The following is a 15999-nucleotide window of genomic DNA, read 5'->3' as shown; positions in this document are numbered from 1 at the left end:
TACCGGGACCGCCCTCTTACTGGTACTTGCGTGTCGGCGGCACTGACAGCGCTTGACAGATATCCTCCTGCGGCAGGCGCAGGAGGCGGCCATCGCGGGCCCAAAGCCGGTCGAATCGCTCGACGATCAGCGTGCGGCGCTCGCCGAAATCGGCAATTTCTGCGCGGGCGGCAGGAACGCCGAACGCCTCGAGAAGCATAAGGCACAGATACTCGTTCTCGACGCTGTTGGAGAGGTCGATGCCGTTGGGCAGACGGCCGATCTGCGGTTTCAGGATGTGGGTGGTCGCCGCCGTGCCGATTGGCTTGAACCAGCGCCCGTCCTTGCGTAACAGCGCCGTCTTTTCCTGTGCGCCTGCGATCGAGATGCGGAAATCCTCGTCCTCACCGAGGCCAAGGGGAGCGCTAGCGAGGTTGTCGATTATCCCGGCGATGTCCCTTTTGCTGACCGGCCTGCCATCGCTGCTGCCAGTATTGCCGGGATCGATGCCGTCGAGCAAGAACTGCAGCGCGCCGACACAGTCATGGCCGACGGTGGCGAGCAGGCTGTAGGCGTCGGTGCCATCCGCGCCGACGCGTTCGGCAACGCGCTTGCGGACGGCGTCACTATCGGGAAGCAGGTTGTCGAAGGCGTTGATGACTGGAGCGCCGATATAGCGATCCTCCCGCAAAGGGAGCGAGAGTGAAACCGGGAAGGTGCCGTGCCAGTCCAGCCATTCGCTGTCGTACTGGAAGTCTATCGCGCCCGTCGGTTCCCTGCGCAGCACGCCCACCAGGCGCCCGTTCAGGAAGACGTTCAGCGGCGCGTGAACACGGCGCCGCGCCATCAGAACAGGTCCTCGATGTCAGCGGCGCTGCCCTTGCTGCGTGCGCGCACGACGAGTTCGAGATCTAGGGCGGAGAGAGCCGCCATCAGTGTACGCAACTGCACCGCGGGCTCGCCCGCTTCGAGGCGAGATACCGTACCCTGCCGCAGGTGGATCTGATCGCCAAGCGCTCCTTGCGTGAGGCCGGCCTGTCTGCGGGCGCGGCGCAGGATGGCGCCGAGTTGCTTTTCATTGCGGGCAATTGGATCTGTCATAGCGAGCCTCCAGACGGCAAAATACGCGATCGCGTATAATCCGTCAATATACGCGACCGCGTATAGGTTCTGCTGAATACGCATTCGCGTATAATTCGGAAATATACGCAGCCGCGTATAAATTCGCAAACGCCGGAGATCCGAAAGAGCGAGGCGTGAGCGGGCGAAAGCGCAACGGCGCCAGTCGTGGTCAGCCGTACCGAGTCGGCTGGCGAGGCTACTCCAGAGTCTCAAAAAATCGACTCGTAACACTCTCGAAGCGATGGCAGTTGGCACCAGTATCGCCGTTCACCTGTAATTACACGCCACGCTACGATGCCTCGACATACTTGTTGAAGCGACCCGCAATCCGGCTCTTTTAATCATCCCCGAGCGGGACCCGAGGTGTTCCCGACAGAAAAACGGGGACCAGATGGCGGTTTCGCACAACACAGAAGGACACGCGCGCAGCTCGCGCATGCTGCGCACAGCGCTCGGAGCAGCCATCACCCGGCTGCTTGACGATCCCGCCATCGTCGAGGTGATGCTGAATCCGGATGGCCGTATATGGGTCGATCAGCTCTCCGCGGGTCTGGCCGATACAGGGGAGGTACTATCGGCGGCCGACGGCGAGCGCATCGTGCGTCTGGTCGCCCACCATGTCGGCGCGGAAGTGCACCCGCGCTCACCGCGGGTGTCAGCCGAACTGCCGGACACCGGCGAACGCTTCGAGGGGCTTCTGCCGCCGCTCGTTGCCGCGCCAGCCTTCGCCATACGCAAACCCGCTGTCGCAATCTTCACGCTCGACGACTATGTGACCGCGGGCATCATGACCCCCAAACAGGCGGTTGCGCTGCGTGCCGCGGTCGCTACTCGGGCAAACATCCTGGTTGCCGGAGGCACATCCACGGGCAAGACGACGCTGACCAATGCCCTGCTTGCCGAGGTGGCGAAAGGAGGCGACCGCGTCGTCATCATCGAAGACACACGCGAGCTGCAATGCGCCGCGCCCAATCTTGTCGCGATGCGGACGAAGGAGGGTATCGCCACGCTCGCTGACCTGGTTCGCTCCTCGCTGCGCCTGCGTCCCGATCGCATCCCCATTGGCGAGGTCCGTGGCGCCGAGGCCCTCGACCTCCTGAAAGCGTGGGGCACCGGTCATCCTGGCGGCATCGGCACCATTCACGCCGGTTCCGGCCTTGGCGCCCTGCGTCGTCTCGAGCAACTCGTCCAGGAAGCCGTCGTCACTGTCCCGCGAGCCCTGATCGCCGAAACCATAGACGTGGTCGCCGTCCTGTCCGGACGCGGTTCGGCGCGGCGGCTGACCGAGCTCACCCGCGTCGAAGGGCTCGGCCCTGACGGCGACTATCGCATCTTCCGATTTGCCCACGACAGCCAAGGAGACAATTCATGATCCGCCTCATTTCGCGCGGTTGCCGGAATATCGGCGCAAACGCCATGGCCCTTTTCGTTAGCCTCACGCTCGCAAATAGCGCGCATGCCGCCGGATCATCGATGCCATGGGAGCAGCCGCTCGAGAAGATTCTTCAGTCAATCGAGGGTCCTGTCTCCAAGATCATTGCAGTAATCATCATCATCGTGACGGGGCTCACACTTGCCTTTGGCGATACCTCAGGTGGCTTCAGACGGCTGATCCAGATCGTCTTTGGCCTCTCCATCGCCTTCGCAGCATCAAGCTTCTTCCTGTCTTTCTTCTCGTTCGGCGGCGGGGCGCTGATCTGATGGCTGCCGCTTTCGAACAAATCGACGCGGTGCCGGGATTTGTGATCCCCGTCCACAAGGCGCTGACCGAGCACATCCTGCTTGGCGGCGCGCCACGCTCCATCGCAATCCTCAACGGCACGCTTGCGGGTGCTGTCGGTCTTGGCCTGCGCCTATGGCTGATCGGCCTCGCGATCTGGGCGCTCGGGCACTTTGCGGCTGTGTGGGCCGCCAAACGCGATCCCCTTTTCGTCGATGTTGGCCGCCGGCATTTGCGCTTTCCGGCTTTTCTGTCGGTTTGAGGGTGGCCTCATGATGAACCTTTCCGAATATCGCCGCAGCGCCACTCGCCTGGCCGACTACCTGCCCTGGGCTGCTCTCGTCGCGCCTGGGGTGGTGCTCAACAAGGATGGGAGCTTCCAGCGCTCCGCCAGATTTCGTGGGCCGGATCTCGATTCCGCCATGGCCGCGGAACTGGTCGCGGTGGCCTCGCGCATCAGCAACGCCTTCCGTCGCCTCGGCTCCGGCTGGACCGTCTTTGTAGAGGCCCAGCGAAACGAGGCAGCGACCTACCCGGAAAGCCGGTTTCCCGATCCGGCCTCCGGCCTCGTGGATGCCGAGCGCAAGGCCGACTTCGAGGAAGAGGGCGTTCACTTCATCGCGGCCTATTTTCTCACCTTCCTCTATTTGCCGCCAGCAGAGGAGACGACGCGTGCCGAGACGTGGCTCTATGAGGGGCGCGAACGGTCGGGCGTCGATCCGCACGAGATCCTGCGGGCCTTCGTCGATCGTAGCGATCGCGTGCTCGCGCTGCTCGACGGCTTCATGCCCGAATGCCGATGGCTCGACGATAGCGAGACACTGACTTATCTCCATTCGAGCGTTTCCACGAAGCGCCAACGCGTGCGCGTGCCTGAAACACCGATCTATCTGGATGTGCTGCTGGCCGATCAGCCGCTGACCGGCGGGCTGCAGCCATGCCTGGGCGACCAGCACCTGCGCATTCTCACGGTCGTTGGCTTTCCGGCCGCGACGACGCCCGGTCTGCTCGACGAACTCAACCGGCTCGCCTTCCAATATCGCTGGTCGACCCGGGCCATCCTGCTCGACAAGCCCGAGGCTGCGAAGCTTGTGACGAAGATCCGCCGGCAGTGGTTCGCCAAACGCAAGTCGATCGCGGCGATCCTGAAGGAGGTCATGACGAACGAGGCGTCCGTCCTCGTCGACACGGACGCTGCCAACAAGTCGGCCGACGCTGACATGGCCCTGCAGGAACTCGGCGCCGATGTCTCGGGCATGGCCTATGTCACCGCGACGATCGCGGTCTGGGATGCCGATCCGCGTCACGCCGACGAAAAGATGCGCATGGTCGAGAAGGTGATCCAGGGCCGCGACTTCACAGCGTTCGTCGAGACCGTCAACGCCGTGGACGCCTGGCTCGGCTCCTTGCCTGGCCATGCCTACGCCAATGTTCGCCAGCCGCCCATTTCGACGCTCAATCTCGCCCACATGATCCCCCTCTCTGCCGTGTGGGCGGGGCCGGAACGGGACGAGCACTTCGGCGGTCCTCCCTTGCTCTACGGCAAGACCGAGGGCTCGACCCCGTTCCGGTTGTCGCTGCATGTCGGCGACGTCGGGCATACGCTCGTCGTCGGGCCGACCGGCGCCGGCAAGTCCGTCCTGCTTGCCCTGATGGCCTTGCAGTTCCGCCGCTATGCGCGCAACCAGGTCTTCGCCTTTGACTTCGGCGGCTCGATACGTGCCGCAGCACTCGCCATGGGCGGTGACTGGCACGATCTCGGCGGTGGGCTTACCGATGGTGCTGAGGCCTCGGTGTCGCTCCAGCCACTCGCGCGCATACATGACACTTATGAGCGTGCCTGGGCGGCGGACTGGATGGTCGCGATTCTCGGCCGCGAGGGGGTCGCGGTCGGTCCGGATGCCAAGGAGCATATCTGGGCTGCCCTGACCTCGCTCGCGTCTGCCCCGGTCGAGGAGCGCACCATTACCGGCCTTTGCGTTCTGCTTCAGGCAAACGACCTCAAGCAGGCTCTTCGACCATATTGCATCGGCGGCCCCTATGGCCGCATGCTTGACGCGGAGGCCGAATACCTCGGCGCTGAATCCGTGCAGGTCTTCGAGATAGAAGGACTTGTTGGCACCGGCGCCGCGCCGGCGGTCTTGTCCTACCTGTTCCATCGCATCGGTGAGAGACTGGATGGACGCCCGACCCTGCTCATCGTGGACGAGGGCTGGCTTGCCCTGGACGACGAGGGCTTCGCAGCTCAACTGCGCGAATGGCTGAAGACGCTGCGCAAGAAGAACGCCAGCGTCGTCTTCGCCACACAGTCGCTGTCCGACATCGACAACTCGAGAATCGCGCCGGCCATCATCGAAAGCTGCCCGACCAGGCTGCTGTTGCCGAACGAGCGCGCGATCGAGCCGCAGATCACGGCCGTCTACCGTCGTTTCGGCCTCAACGACCGCCAGATCGAGATCCTGGCGCGCGCGACGCCGAAGCGTGACTACTACTGCCAATCACGACGCGGCAACCGGCTCTTTGAACTTGGCCTGTCGCAGGTCGGTCTCGCGCTCTGCGCGGCATCTTCCAGGAGCGATCAGTCCCTCATCGCAGGAATCGCGGCCGAGCATGGCCGGGATGGCTTCCTCGCTGCCTGGCTGGAGGCGCGAAACGTCGGCTGGGCAGCCGACCTCATTCCCGATGTTCCGACACACTTCCCCCAAGCCGAAAAGGAGATCCACTCATGACTGTCCTTCGCGTCCGTTCACACGCCCTCCTTCTGGTCGCCGCCTTCCTCGCTCCGCCGCTCGCCGTGTCGCCCATAGTGGTGACATCCGCCTACGCGTTCATCGTTTTCGATCCCTCAAACTACGCACAGAACGTGCTGACGGCGGCACGATCGCTTCAGCAGATCACCAACCAGATCACTTCGCTTCAAAATGAGGCACAGATGCTGATCAACCAGGCTCGCAATCTCGCAAGCTTGCCTTTCTCCTCCCTGCAGCACTTGCAGCAATCGGTGCAGCGAACCCAGCAGCTCCTCGGTCAAGCGCAGAATATCGCCTTCGACGTCCAGCAGATCGACAAGATGTTTCAGCAGAAATACGCAAACGTCTCGCTTTCCGCTTCCGACCAGGAGCTCGTCACGGACGCGCGCTCACGTTGGCAAAACACGGTTGGCAGCCTTCAGGATGCCATGCGCGTTCAGGCGGGCGTCGTTGGAAATATCGAGGCCAACCGCGTTCAGATGTCGGCGTTGGTCGGCGCCAGCCAATCGGCGACGGGCGCGCTCCAGGCGACGCAGGCCGGTAACCAGCTTCTCGCGCTTCAGGCGCAACAGCTCTCCGATCTCACGGCTGTCGTCTCCGCCAACGGCCGCGCCCAGGCGCTGAGCGAAGCAGAACGCGCCGCCGCGGCCGAACAGGGCCGCGAGCAGCGTCGTCGCTTCATAGCGCCAGGCTCCGGCTACCAGGCTGGCGACGCCAAAATGTTCAACCGCTGAGGTGCGCTGTCATGGACGGCAACACGCTTGCGCGCATCGGCGCCGTCATCTTCGTCGCGGTCGCCGTCACGGCGACCGCTGTCGAAATGACCCGAAAAGAGGAAAAGCGGGAGGGTGCGGCATCGTTGCCGTCGTCTTCTACGCTGAGCCCGCTCCGCTGGGAGCTTCGGCGTTGTCAGATCCTCGGCGAGGCCGCGTTGCTCGACGGCGGCTGTCTGCGCCTGTGGGCCGAACAGCGCGACCGCTTCGTCGGATCTGCCGCGCCATCGTTTGGCTCAGAGCCCAAGCCGATCGCCTCTCCGGTTCCAAACGCGAACACCCAAGAGGCGCGATAGGAATGGGCAATACCGGCGTCATCGACCAGTTCCTCGCCACCTTCACCCGCTATATCGACAGCGGCTTCGGCCTGCTCGGCGGCGAAGTCGCCTTCGTCGCCACGACTCTGATCGTCATTGACGTCACGCTCGCCGCCCTCTTTTGGAGTTGGGGCGCGGACGACGACGTCCTGGCGCGGCTCGTGAAGAAGACGCTGTTTGTCGGCGTCTTCGCGTACCTGATTTCCAATTGGAACAGCATTGCGCGGACCGTCTTCGAAAGCTTCTCCGGTCTCGGCCTGAAGGCGAGCGGCACAGGCTTCTCGGTTGAGGACCTGCTCCGACCCGGCAGGATCGCCCAAACCGGCCTCGACGCGGGACGTCCCTTGCTCGAGGCGATCTCTGGATTGATGGGCTACGTTTCCTTTTTTGAAAACTTCATCCAGATCGCCTGCCTCCTCTTCGCCTGGGCGCTCGTCCTGCTCGCCTTCTTCATCCTGGCTGTACAGCTCTTTGTCACCCTGATTGAATTCAAGCTGTCGACGCTTGCCGGCTTCGTGCTGATCCCGTTCGGCCTTTTCGGCAAGACCGCTTTCATGGCTGAGCGCGTCCTCGGCAACGTCATCTCGTCAGGCATCAAGGTCCTTGTGCTGGCCGTCGTCATCGGCATTGGTTCGACGCTCTTCGGAGAATTCACCCGAGGCTTCGGCAGCGACAACCCAACCATCGATCAGGCCATGGCGATCGTGCTGGCGGCCCTGTCGCTGCTTGGGCTGGGCATCTTCGGTCCCGGCATCGCCAATGGTCTCGTCCCCGGCGGACCGCAGCTGGGAGCCGGTGCCGCTGTTGGAACAGGCCTAGCGGCGGGTGGCGTGACGCTTGTCGGCGGCGGCGCAGCCGGCCTTGCAATGCGCGGCGGAGCTGCCGCTTTCTCCGCAGCGCCTTCCGCAGCGCGAGGCGGCTCATTCATCGCCGGCGGTGCCACGACTGCCTACGTTCTGGGAGCCGCGGGTCAGACAGGCGCGGCAGGCGTCGTGTCCGGCCTTAGTGGCATTGCGAGCGCGGGAGCGAATGCCGCAACCTCGCCGCTCAAACGTGCCGCGGAGCGCGCCGGCCAATCGATGAAATCGAGCTTTGCCGCCGGCGCTGGCTCCGCCTTCGAAGACACGGGCGGGTCATCAACCCTGGGAACAGTCGGGGGCTTTACCCAATCCGCCAACGACGCCTCTTTCGGCCCTGTTGGCCAGACGGTTGGCGCGGCTGCAAGCCCGCCCGATTGGGCCAGACGCATGCAGCGCTCCCAACGTCTTTCACATGGCATTCAGACCACCGCCCATGCCGTGCGGGCCGGGGAATCTCACGGGGCCGGAACCTCCATCTCTCTCTCTGAAGGCAAATGACCAATGAACATCTTTCGACGCCCAGCCGTGCACTACGGCAAGACACCGCAACCGGAGACGCCTTACCAGAAGGCGGCGCAGGTCTGGGACGAGCGCATCGGTTCAGCTCGGGTGCAGGCCAGGAATTGGCGCCTCATGGCCTTCGGCTCCCTGATCCTGTCGGCAGGTCTCGCGGGCTCGTTTGTCTGGCAGTCTGCTCGTGGCACAGTCGTGCCCTGGGTGGTGCAGGTCGATAGTCTCGGACAGGCGCAGGCGATCGCGCCCGCGGCCGCCGACTACAAGCCCAGCGATCCCCAAGTAGCCTGGCATCTTGCCCGCTTCATCGAGCAGGTCCGATCGATCCCGGCCGACCCGATCATAGTGCGCCAGGACTGGCTGCGAGCCTATGAATGGACCACCGACCAGGGCGCGGCAATGCTCAACGATTATGCTCGCGCCAATGAGCCGTTCTCGAAAGTCGGCAAGCAGCAGGTAGCCGTGGAAGTCTCGTCGGTCATCCGCGCCTCGCCGGATTCTTTCCGCGTCGCCTGGACCGAACGTCGTTACGAAAACGGCCAGCTGTCCACCACTGAGCACTGGACCGCGATCCTGACGATCGTGGTTCAGCGGCCGCGCGACGCCGAGCGGCTTCGGGCCAATCCGCTCGGCATCTACGTCAATGCCATCAACTGGTCGCGGGAGATGAGCCAATGACCTTTGCCTCGCGAATTGTCGCCACCAAGGCCACCGGTCGACATGCGATCGCCATGGTGTTGCTCTCGGGGTCTTTCCTCGCCGGCTGCGCTACCCCCCAAAAGCCGCCGCAGTTTGCCTACGACGCCTATGTGCCTTCACTGCCAGCCGCTCCTGCCCTCGCAAAAGAGCGGCCCCCGAAACCGCTGCATATTCCGCCAGGCTGGACACCGGCGCGGGGCGGGGCTGTCGGAAACAGCCCAACGGCTCGCGTCGAGAACGCCAATGCCGCGGCGCGTATCGAGCCGCGGCGCGAGGGGTACTACAACGCTATCCAAGTCTATCCGTGGAGCGAAGGAGCGCTCTACCAGGTCTATGGCGCACCCGGCCAGATAACGGACATCGCGCTAGAGCCGGGTGAGAATCTGACCGGAACAGGTCCGATCGCGGCCGGCGACACAGCCCGGTGGATCATCGGCGACACAGAAAGCGGTTCGGGCCCCACACGGCGCGTCCACGTCCTGGTGAAGCCCTCGCGCGCCGACATTACCACAAATCTCGTCATCACCACCGACCGGCGCAGCTACATGATCGAGCTGCGCGCTGACCAGAAGCCCTATATGCCGGCCGTGGCGTGGGCGTACCCAGCCCGGCCGGGCGGACAGGAGCAGGCCGTCCCTGCTGTGCCGATGGTCCCCGACCCGGGCGCGCGCAACTACCGCTATGAGTTGACGGGTGACGCGCCGCCCTGGAAGCCCGTCACGGTCTATGACGACGGCAGGCGTGTGTACGTCGAGTTTCCACGCGGGATCGTACAGGGCGAGATGCCGCCGATCTTTGTCATTGGGCCTGACGGCGAACCCCAGATCGTCAACTGCCGAGTCTATCGAAACGTCCTCATTGTCGACCGCCTCTTTGGCGCAGCCGAGTTGCGACTCGGCAGCGGCAAACGGCAACAGACCGTCAGGATTGTCCGCACGAATGGGCCGAAGACAGGTCAAGTAACGTGGACCCCACGTTTCGGTGCGGTTCCGAAAGTCACAAACACCACGAGGCAGCGAGGAGGGGACGCGTCATGAGCGAGCACGAAACCGCTGCCGCACCGATGCGGCTTCGCGCCGAGCCGCCGCGCGTGACACGCCTGTCGCGCAAGGTGCTTGCCGGCATAGGCTTCGTTGCATCGCTCGGCATTGGCGGCGCACTGATTTATGCGCTGCAGAGCCGCGATACCGGCAAGCATGGCGAAGAGCTCTATTCGACCTCCAACCGGCAACCCGCAGATGGTCTAGCCAACCTACCACGTGATTACAGCGGGCCAATACTTGGGCCGCCGCTGCCCGGCGATCTCGGCAGGCCCATCCTTGACGCCCAGAGCAAGGGTCAGCCGGTCGTACCGCCAATGATTGCCACACCCTCTGTTGATGAGGTCGAGCAGCGCAGGAAAGCCGAAGAGGAGGCTGCGCGAACCTCGCAGGTCTTTTTCCAGACGGGTGCGCAGTCGGCAATCCGAGCCCAATCGTCGGGCGATACAGGTGAACTGACCCCCGCCAGCCTGGATCCAGCCAGCCAAGCCTCGCAGGATCGTCAAATGGCATTCCTGAAGACGGCAACAGACCGACGCACAGTAGCCCCCGATCACATTGTGCCTCCAGCATCACCTTATGTGCTCCAGGCCGGAGCTGTAATATCCGCGGCGCTGATCACCGGCATCCGGTCCGACCTTCCTGGCCAGATCACCGCGCAGGTGACGGAAAATGTTTACGACAGCCCCACCGGCAGGGCGCTTCTGATTCCGCAAGGTACGCGCGTTGTGGGCGAGTATGACAACGACGTCGGCTTCGGGCAGCGCCGCGTTCTGCTTGTCTGGAACAGGCTGATCTTTCCTGACGGCCGATCCATTGTTCTGGAGCGGCAGCCCGGAGCGGATGGAGGGGGCTACGCTGGTCTGCAGGACGGGATCGACCACCACTGGGGCGAGCTATTCAAGGCAGCCGCGCTCTCGACAATTCTCAGCGTTGGGGCAGAAGCCGGTTCGTCCGGTCAGGAGAGCGACATTGTGCGTGCGCTTCGCAGCGGCGTTTCCGATAGCGTCAGCCAGGTCGGCCAGCAGATCGTCCAACGCCAACTCCAGATAGCGCCGACACTAACCATTCGGCCGGGATTTCCAGTTCGCGTGATCGTTACTCATGACCTAATGCTCGAACCGTATGGAGGTTGAAATGGCCAAGCTGAAACTCGGGCCAATCGCCGATGACAAACCCGTCAAAGTCACGGTGGAGCTGCCGGCGGCACTGCATCGCGACCTGGCCGCTTATGCCGAGATCCTGGGCCGCGAGTCGGGACAAGCTCCTGCCGAGCCATCACGCCTCATCGTTGCGATGCTGGAGCGGTTCATTGCCACAGATCGCGGCTCTGCCAGCGCCAGGCGGTCGGCGAGCGGGTGAGCGTCTCAATGTTTAGTCACGCCTCCTTGGCTGACTTGCGGGTACCCCGTAGTGCAGGTTCCACGCTCCCGTTGATAAAAGATTCGGGTGGTTTTGCCGACGCCATGTTCCGGGCGGTCCCCACGAACTGCAGCAACGCGCGCTTTGGGTTCGATTCCAGCCACATCGCCCGTATGGACCTGCTGCTGTCGTGCCCTTCCATGGGCTTCCACACCGCGGAGTTTATGGCGACTGTTCTGGCGAAACCTTCGCCCGCCAAGGTGACGCCGTGACCGAGCTGGACTTTGAGAATGACCGTCGCCTCGCTGGCGCGACACATCTGAATGACAGGCCCTCCATTGGCAGCGATATGCTCGATCAAATTTGAGTCGAGCTGCGATGGGGCCGAGACCAGGAGACTGGTTCCCGCGAGATCGTGCCAACTCACGGCGGGCCTGTCCGCGAGCCGATGGCCGCAGGGAAGGAGAACGAACAACCGCTCATGCGTGAATATTTCGCTTCGGCATGAGGCGGCGTTCAGAAGCCCGTGCGCAAAGACGATGTCGAGGCGCCGGCGGCGTATTGCTGCCAGGCAATGTTCATGTGCGACGTCCTCGATGGCCACGCCCACGTTCGGATGAAGATGGTGGAAGCGCTTGACGAGGCGAGCCAGGAAAGCGCGACCGATCTGGGCGCACAATCCGATCCTTATCGTCCTGACGTCCTGATTGCCGCAATCGCCACCGACCAGCGCATCATGCAAGCCCTCGTAATGAACCCGCACGAGGTCGGTCCAGGCGCGGCCTGCTTCCGTGAGCCGCACGCCATGCACGTTGCGGTCGAACAGCTGCATGTTGAGCACCTGCTCCATGGCGACGATGTTTCGGCTGACGGAGGATTCCCGCACTCTGAGAACTCTTGCCGCCTGCCTGAGGCTGCCATGGTCGACAGCTGCGAACACATAGTCCAGGCGGCGAAAAGTGTTGCTGGCCTGCTTCAAAGGCTCAGTACGCCTCGGGTTATTTGGGCAAGGCGGCTCGACGCTGCGGCAGCGTCAATCCGGTGAGCCGCCATGCAGGCTGGTTTCGTAAACATATTCGTGTGGAATGGCCGGCGTGGCCATCTGGGAAACATAACGGCTCAGGTTATCCGCGCTGTTGCTCGCCGCAAGGCTGTAGAAATTTCCGCTGTTCCACGTCAGCACGCAGTGGCTGAAATGTTGGTGTATGGCCTCACCCATGTCCGCCAATGTCACCTCATTGGCGAACATCGTGTTCAGAACGGCGGCCTTCTTCTTCTCGATCTCCTCGGGAGGAAAATAGCGCGCCTTGAAACCGAAATCCTTTTGGTACTCACGGAGCCTGTAGTCCATCTCGTCGGTCGCCCGGAACTTCTCGACGAAGACGAAGATTCCGTCATTCTTGAGGTGCTGGCTCACGAATTCGACCTGATCCGCCCGGTTCGGTGAGTACATTTGAAAAGTGGTATCCTCCAGGATGATGTCGAAGCCGGAGGTGAAATGTGTCAGTCGCGGAGTGGAAGCGAGAACGTCCTTGGTGAGCCTATGGAAGGGGCCGATGAAGAAGTCGGCATGTGGGGGCTCGCCATACGCCATGAAGCACTCGTAGTTCTCCGGGTTCGGGCTGCACGACAAGGTGCGTATCTGCCCCTGGGATAGCTCGGATAGCGTCCTGGCCATTGTGCCTTCCGCCGTTCCAAGGCTGTAAAGCGAGAGCGGTCGGTCGCGATGACGAGCATATTTCAGTACAGCATGAGCCATCCGGCACTCTTCCTCCAATCTGTAAGGAATGCTGCCGTGATAGTGCTGGTCGAAAAAGCCTTGACGCGCTGCGTGCAGGCTGACCACGTCGCGCAGAAGTTCGTCACGCGGGAGCAGACGATTATCGGCCGCCGGTTTGCGCAGGGGAACCCCATTCTTGCCTGCGGCTGTCGCGGCAAAGAAGCCGGCGAGTTCGTTGATGCGCGGGGCGTGGTCGCATTCAGCCAGGAAGTCATCGAGTCCACGCATCGCAGTATGCCTCTACACCCATCGAGATGGTGAGGTGCCAATGCGCCCATGGAGCGGTGCCGACAGATTTAAGAATAATCTAATATTCAGTCGGGTGAAGCATTGACTTAGGCAAGTCGTAGGAAGGTTGGGAACTGACGGCTTTCCATTGATTGCGATTTTTTCGATAAAGCCACATCTTCAACCAATCCTGAGTTATTTGTGATTTGTTTGACAACCAAAGGTTCGACAAAACAGTGCTGACGTGACGAAAGTACGGGAACAGCTTCGAGTCGTGCGTTGTCTTGGCTTTGATCCGAACGAAATGCGTCCTTCGCAGCACCGTACGCTTGCTCATCAGTATGGAAGCTGGGGGCAGGTGCGGGTGGACATGGTCAGAAGAACCGGCCTCAAGCGGCAGGAGACAAAAATCTTTTGTCCCGGGCACGTGTTTCTGATGAATTTGCATGGCACGGCGCGCAACGGCGAGGACTTTGTCGACGGGCGCCGGATCTCCTTTTCTCCACGCCGTGCCGGTTCGATCGTCTTTGTGCCCGCCGGCAACGACTGGACCGGCTGGGACGAGGGCGACGAGACGGCGTCCTTCCTGCTGGTCTCGATTGAACAGCAGTTCGCGCAAGAGATGTTCGGGGAAGCGGCGCGACACCGCCAGACGGTTTTGCCGCCTTCGATCGGATTTCGAGACGGTCTCGTCGAAATGGCGTTGCAGAGGATCGCGATCGAGCTCAAGCAACCTGATCCGATCAGCGCCGCGATGGTTGAGAGCCAGGCCAAGCAACTGCTTGTGCAGATGGTCAGGCTAAGTGGCGCCTATCAAGAACGACAGAAAGGTGGTCTGTCTTCATTCGACCTCAGGCGCGCCATGGAGATGATTGGCTCGCTGTCGGGCGAAACCCTTACGCTTGCCGCCCTGGCAAAGGAGCTTGGCCTCAGCCGGTTCCACTTCTCCAGGGCGTTCAAGCAGTCGACAGGCAAGACGCCGCATGCATTCATCGCTGAGCGTCGCCTGGAGAAGTCGTCCGGCATGTTGCGATCGACCAGTCTATCGGCAACCGAAATCGCGTTGGAGTGCGGGTTCGGAAGCTCGAGTCACTTTGCCATTGCCTTTCGCCAGGCCTTCGGCGTGTCACCCACGGAATATCGCCGCATGTGCAAGCTCTAGGTCACGACATTTATTGGCAGCAAGTATTCGAAAACTGCAACATAGGCGCAAAGAATGCTTTTGGTGTCGGATGATATGCATGTGCGATCGACGTTCACGAGGCGCTGACATCGACCTCCGGGCGATAAGGGCAACGGGGAGAAGAGGGCGGATCGGGAGGTGGACGAGCAGACAACAGAATTAGAAGCGAAGCGGGCAATCCTGGAGGCGCTAGAATCACTCTATCCTTGGATGAAGCCGTTTCGATCCAGGCCGGTGCGCGAGTATGCATCTCGCCTGTTTGAGGCGCCTGCTTCGGGGTTAGTACCCGCGGTCCGGAGGCAGGCCCTAGACAAATTGTTGGGCATCATCAGGAAAGCGGCGGCACGTTGGGGGCTCTCCGCCGATACTGCCTCGGAAATCTGCCGCGATCTGGAACGGCGGCGCGTGTTGCAGACAGGGCCACATTTGCTTCTGCTTGTCGAGCCGGAAGCATATTACACGCACATCTTCAGCATGCTCGGTCTCGCCGCGCATGGCTGCTCGACCTATGTATCCTATGCGGTCTCAACGGTGAGCATCGTTGAAAGGTCACGCAAAGGACCGGGTTGGCTCGCTGTAGATGGAAGGCCCACCAACGTCTTCGGCCTCAGCCGAAGCCAGATGGTCGGCTACAATCTTCTGAGCGGGCCTGGATCCTACCGATTTAGGATGGTGCCTGTAGAGCCGGACGCGCAAAGCGATGCGCTAACGCAACTGCGCGATCTCCTGCCGAACATTGAATTTCAGCGGCCTGCGCATGCCGTCAAGGCTGCCAATCAGGTGCTTTGGCCAATGCTCTTCGGAAGCCGTTTCGCATTTCTGCAGATCGATGACGAAGATATTGCCGATTTGGTGGCAGCCCATCTTTCAGACCCAGATTCCTGGCTTCGGGCGTCGCTGCTGGAAGAGCCGGCGCTCGCTTCGAACATCCTTGCGCAACTTGACAGGCTGGCCACCGGCCTCTGGAGTGGGTGGCTCACGCGGGCTACCGATTTCTTCTGGTTCTACCATAATGGGAAGCGTCTCCCGCTGAGACTTGCTGCGGGAGATTTAATCGAACCCTCAAGCGGCATGAAGGTCGCCCGATTCACGGCCTCAGACATTGTGGCGCGGCTGGCAGACCGTACGCTCATTCCAAATTTCCTGACGGCCATGTTGGTAGTGTCCATCCTGCCCGGGGTGCGGGTCCTCGGAGGCAGCCACCAACCAGTCTTCTATCCATTGATGCGCCATGTGGTTCACAGGGCGCTCGATGTTGCGGGCGTCGCTCCCGACCTTCGACAAGCTCTCGCGACCGACGGCGTTTCAGGTGCTTGGGGACACCGGGTAATCGAGTGCGACGATGATCCGTTGGAGCGATTTCTGAATGATCCGATCGGTAGTGCGCATGCTGTTGCGCAGCGTCTTGGCGCCACCTCGCTGGCAGAGGCATGTGGCAGTTTGAAAAGCTTTGTCAGCGACGCATCGTGGCTTGAGCTTCATAGACGATTGGGGCGGGGCATGATCACTGCTGCCGATGACGAATGGGCTCTTTCCTGACGGGTTTTGCGCGTTGTCAGAAGCTGGCATTCAATAGCTGGCTAGCTTGGCTAAATGATTGATATGGCAACATTATCATTCGTTTTGCCTCTCCGACAAGCTGTGCGTTTTGACGCGAAAATCGTGGCACAAAG

16 protein-coding genes and 1 pseudogene are annotated in these 15999 nt (G+C 62.0%); 13 read left to right on the top strand and 4 right to left on the bottom strand.

Annotation, left to right across the window (positions count from 1 at the left end; all coding sequences use genetic code 11):
- Positions 1 to 19: 19 nt before the first annotated feature.
- Both EOA32_RS05145 and EOA32_RS05140 read right to left on the bottom strand, forming a co-directional pair.
- Positions 20 to 826, bottom strand: a pseudogene (locus EOA32_RS05145) (HipA N-terminal domain-containing protein); the annotation flags it as partial.
- Positions 826 to 1080: a helix-turn-helix transcriptional regulator gene (locus EOA32_RS05140; RefSeq protein WP_095832319.1), complete on the bottom strand. Its 255-nt coding sequence runs from the start codon at positions 1078 to 1080 to the stop codon at positions 826 to 828. The pseudogene EOA32_RS05145 and the gene EOA32_RS05140, both read right to left, overlap by 1 nt.
- A gap of 412 nt (positions 1081 to 1492) precedes the next feature.
- Between EOA32_RS05140 and trbB the strand changes: the two genes are divergently transcribed.
- Genes trbB through EOA32_RS05085 form a run of 11 tightly spaced genes read left to right on the top strand, consistent with a single transcriptional unit; the run spans position 1493 to position 11135 of the window.
- Positions 1493 to 2473, top strand: a complete 981-nt coding sequence (gene trbB / locus EOA32_RS05135) for a P-type conjugative transfer ATPase TrbB (RefSeq protein WP_128371062.1) — start codon at positions 1493 to 1495, stop codon at positions 2471 to 2473.
- Complete coding sequence (locus tag EOA32_RS05130; protein WP_127216555.1) at positions 2470 to 2802, top strand: TrbC/VirB2 family protein; 333 nt, start codon at positions 2470 to 2472, stop codon at positions 2800 to 2802. Before trbB ends, EOA32_RS05130 begins: the two co-directional genes overlap by 4 nt.
- Positions 2802 to 3083: a VirB3 family type IV secretion system protein gene (locus EOA32_RS05125; protein WP_127216556.1), complete on the top strand. Its 282-nt coding sequence runs from the start codon at positions 2802 to 2804 to the stop codon at positions 3081 to 3083. Before EOA32_RS05130 ends, EOA32_RS05125 begins: the two co-directional genes overlap by 1 nt.
- Before the next feature lie 10 nt (positions 3084 to 3093).
- On the top strand, positions 3094 to 5550 hold the full coding sequence (trbE, locus tag EOA32_RS05120) for a conjugal transfer protein TrbE (protein ID WP_128371061.1): 2457 nt from the start codon (positions 3094 to 3096) through the stop codon (positions 5548 to 5550).
- A complete protein-coding gene (gene trbJ, locus EOA32_RS05115) occupies positions 5547 to 6305 on the top strand; it encodes a P-type conjugative transfer protein TrbJ (RefSeq protein WP_128371060.1) in 759 nt (252 codons plus the stop codon). The genes trbE and trbJ overlap by 4 nt, the downstream gene beginning before the upstream one ends.
- An 11-nt stretch (positions 6306 to 6316) precedes the next feature.
- On the top strand, positions 6317 to 6640 hold the full coding sequence (gene trbK-alt / locus EOA32_RS05110) for a putative entry exclusion protein TrbK-alt (RefSeq protein WP_128371059.1): 324 nt from the start codon (positions 6317 to 6319) through the stop codon (positions 6638 to 6640).
- A 2-nt stretch (positions 6641 to 6642) separates the two neighbouring features.
- Entirely contained in the window at positions 6643 to 8019 is a 1377-nt protein-coding gene (gene trbL / locus EOA32_RS05105) for a P-type conjugative transfer protein TrbL (RefSeq protein WP_128371058.1), read from the top strand.
- A 3-nt stretch (positions 8020 to 8022) separates the two neighbouring features.
- Positions 8023 to 8712, top strand: coding sequence for a conjugal transfer protein TrbF (gene trbF / locus EOA32_RS05100; protein ID WP_128371057.1), 690 nt, complete (start codon positions 8023 to 8025; stop codon positions 8710 to 8712).
- Positions 8709 to 9770 (top strand): P-type conjugative transfer protein TrbG, encoded by a 1062-nt coding sequence (gene trbG, locus EOA32_RS05095; protein ID WP_128371056.1) that lies wholly within the window; start codon positions 8709 to 8711, stop codon positions 9768 to 9770. Before trbF ends, trbG begins: the two co-directional genes overlap by 4 nt.
- Complete coding sequence (locus EOA32_RS05090; protein WP_128371055.1) at positions 9767 to 10909, top strand: TrbI/VirB10 family protein; 1143 nt, start codon at positions 9767 to 9769, stop codon at positions 10907 to 10909. Before trbG ends, EOA32_RS05090 begins: the two co-directional genes overlap by 4 nt.
- 1 nt (position 10910) lies before the next feature.
- Positions 10911 to 11135: a DUF2274 domain-containing protein gene (locus tag EOA32_RS05085; protein ID WP_128371054.1), complete on the top strand. Its 225-nt coding sequence runs from the start codon at positions 10911 to 10913 to the stop codon at positions 11133 to 11135.
- 16 nt (positions 11136 to 11151) lie between these two features.
- Here EOA32_RS05085 and EOA32_RS05080 read toward each other — a convergent pair whose 3' ends face one another.
- Entirely contained in the window at positions 11152 to 12114 is a 963-nt protein-coding gene (locus tag EOA32_RS05080) for a LysR family transcriptional regulator (RefSeq protein ID WP_128371053.1), read from the bottom strand.
- 54 nt (positions 12115 to 12168) lie between these two features.
- Positions 12169 to 13143, bottom strand: coding sequence for a class I SAM-dependent methyltransferase (locus EOA32_RS05075; RefSeq protein ID WP_128371052.1), 975 nt, complete (start codon positions 13141 to 13143; stop codon positions 12169 to 12171).
- Between the two features lie 244 nt (positions 13144 to 13387).
- Here EOA32_RS05075 and EOA32_RS05070 point away from each other — a divergent pair, with 244 nt between their 5' ends.
- Together EOA32_RS05070 and EOA32_RS05065 are read left to right on the top strand one after the other, a co-directional pair.
- Positions 13388 to 14305: an AraC family transcriptional regulator gene (locus tag EOA32_RS05070; protein ID WP_245499162.1), complete on the top strand. Its 918-nt coding sequence runs from the start codon at positions 13388 to 13390 to the stop codon at positions 14303 to 14305.
- Between the two features lie 159 nt (positions 14306 to 14464).
- Positions 14465 to 15865 carry a hypothetical protein gene (locus EOA32_RS05065; RefSeq protein WP_128371051.1) on the top strand — a complete coding sequence of 467 codons (1401 nt, stop codon included), beginning with the start codon at positions 14465 to 14467 and terminating at the stop codon, positions 15863 to 15865.
- Positions 15866 to 15999: the final 134 nt, after the last annotated feature.

The sequence above is a fragment of the Mesorhizobium sp. M1A.F.Ca.ET.072.01.1.1 genome (genome assembly GCF_004023325.1).
Taxonomy (GTDB): Bacteria; Pseudomonadota; Alphaproteobacteria; order Rhizobiales; family Rhizobiaceae; genus Mesorhizobium.
This window is presented reverse-complemented; position numbering and strand designations above follow the sequence as displayed.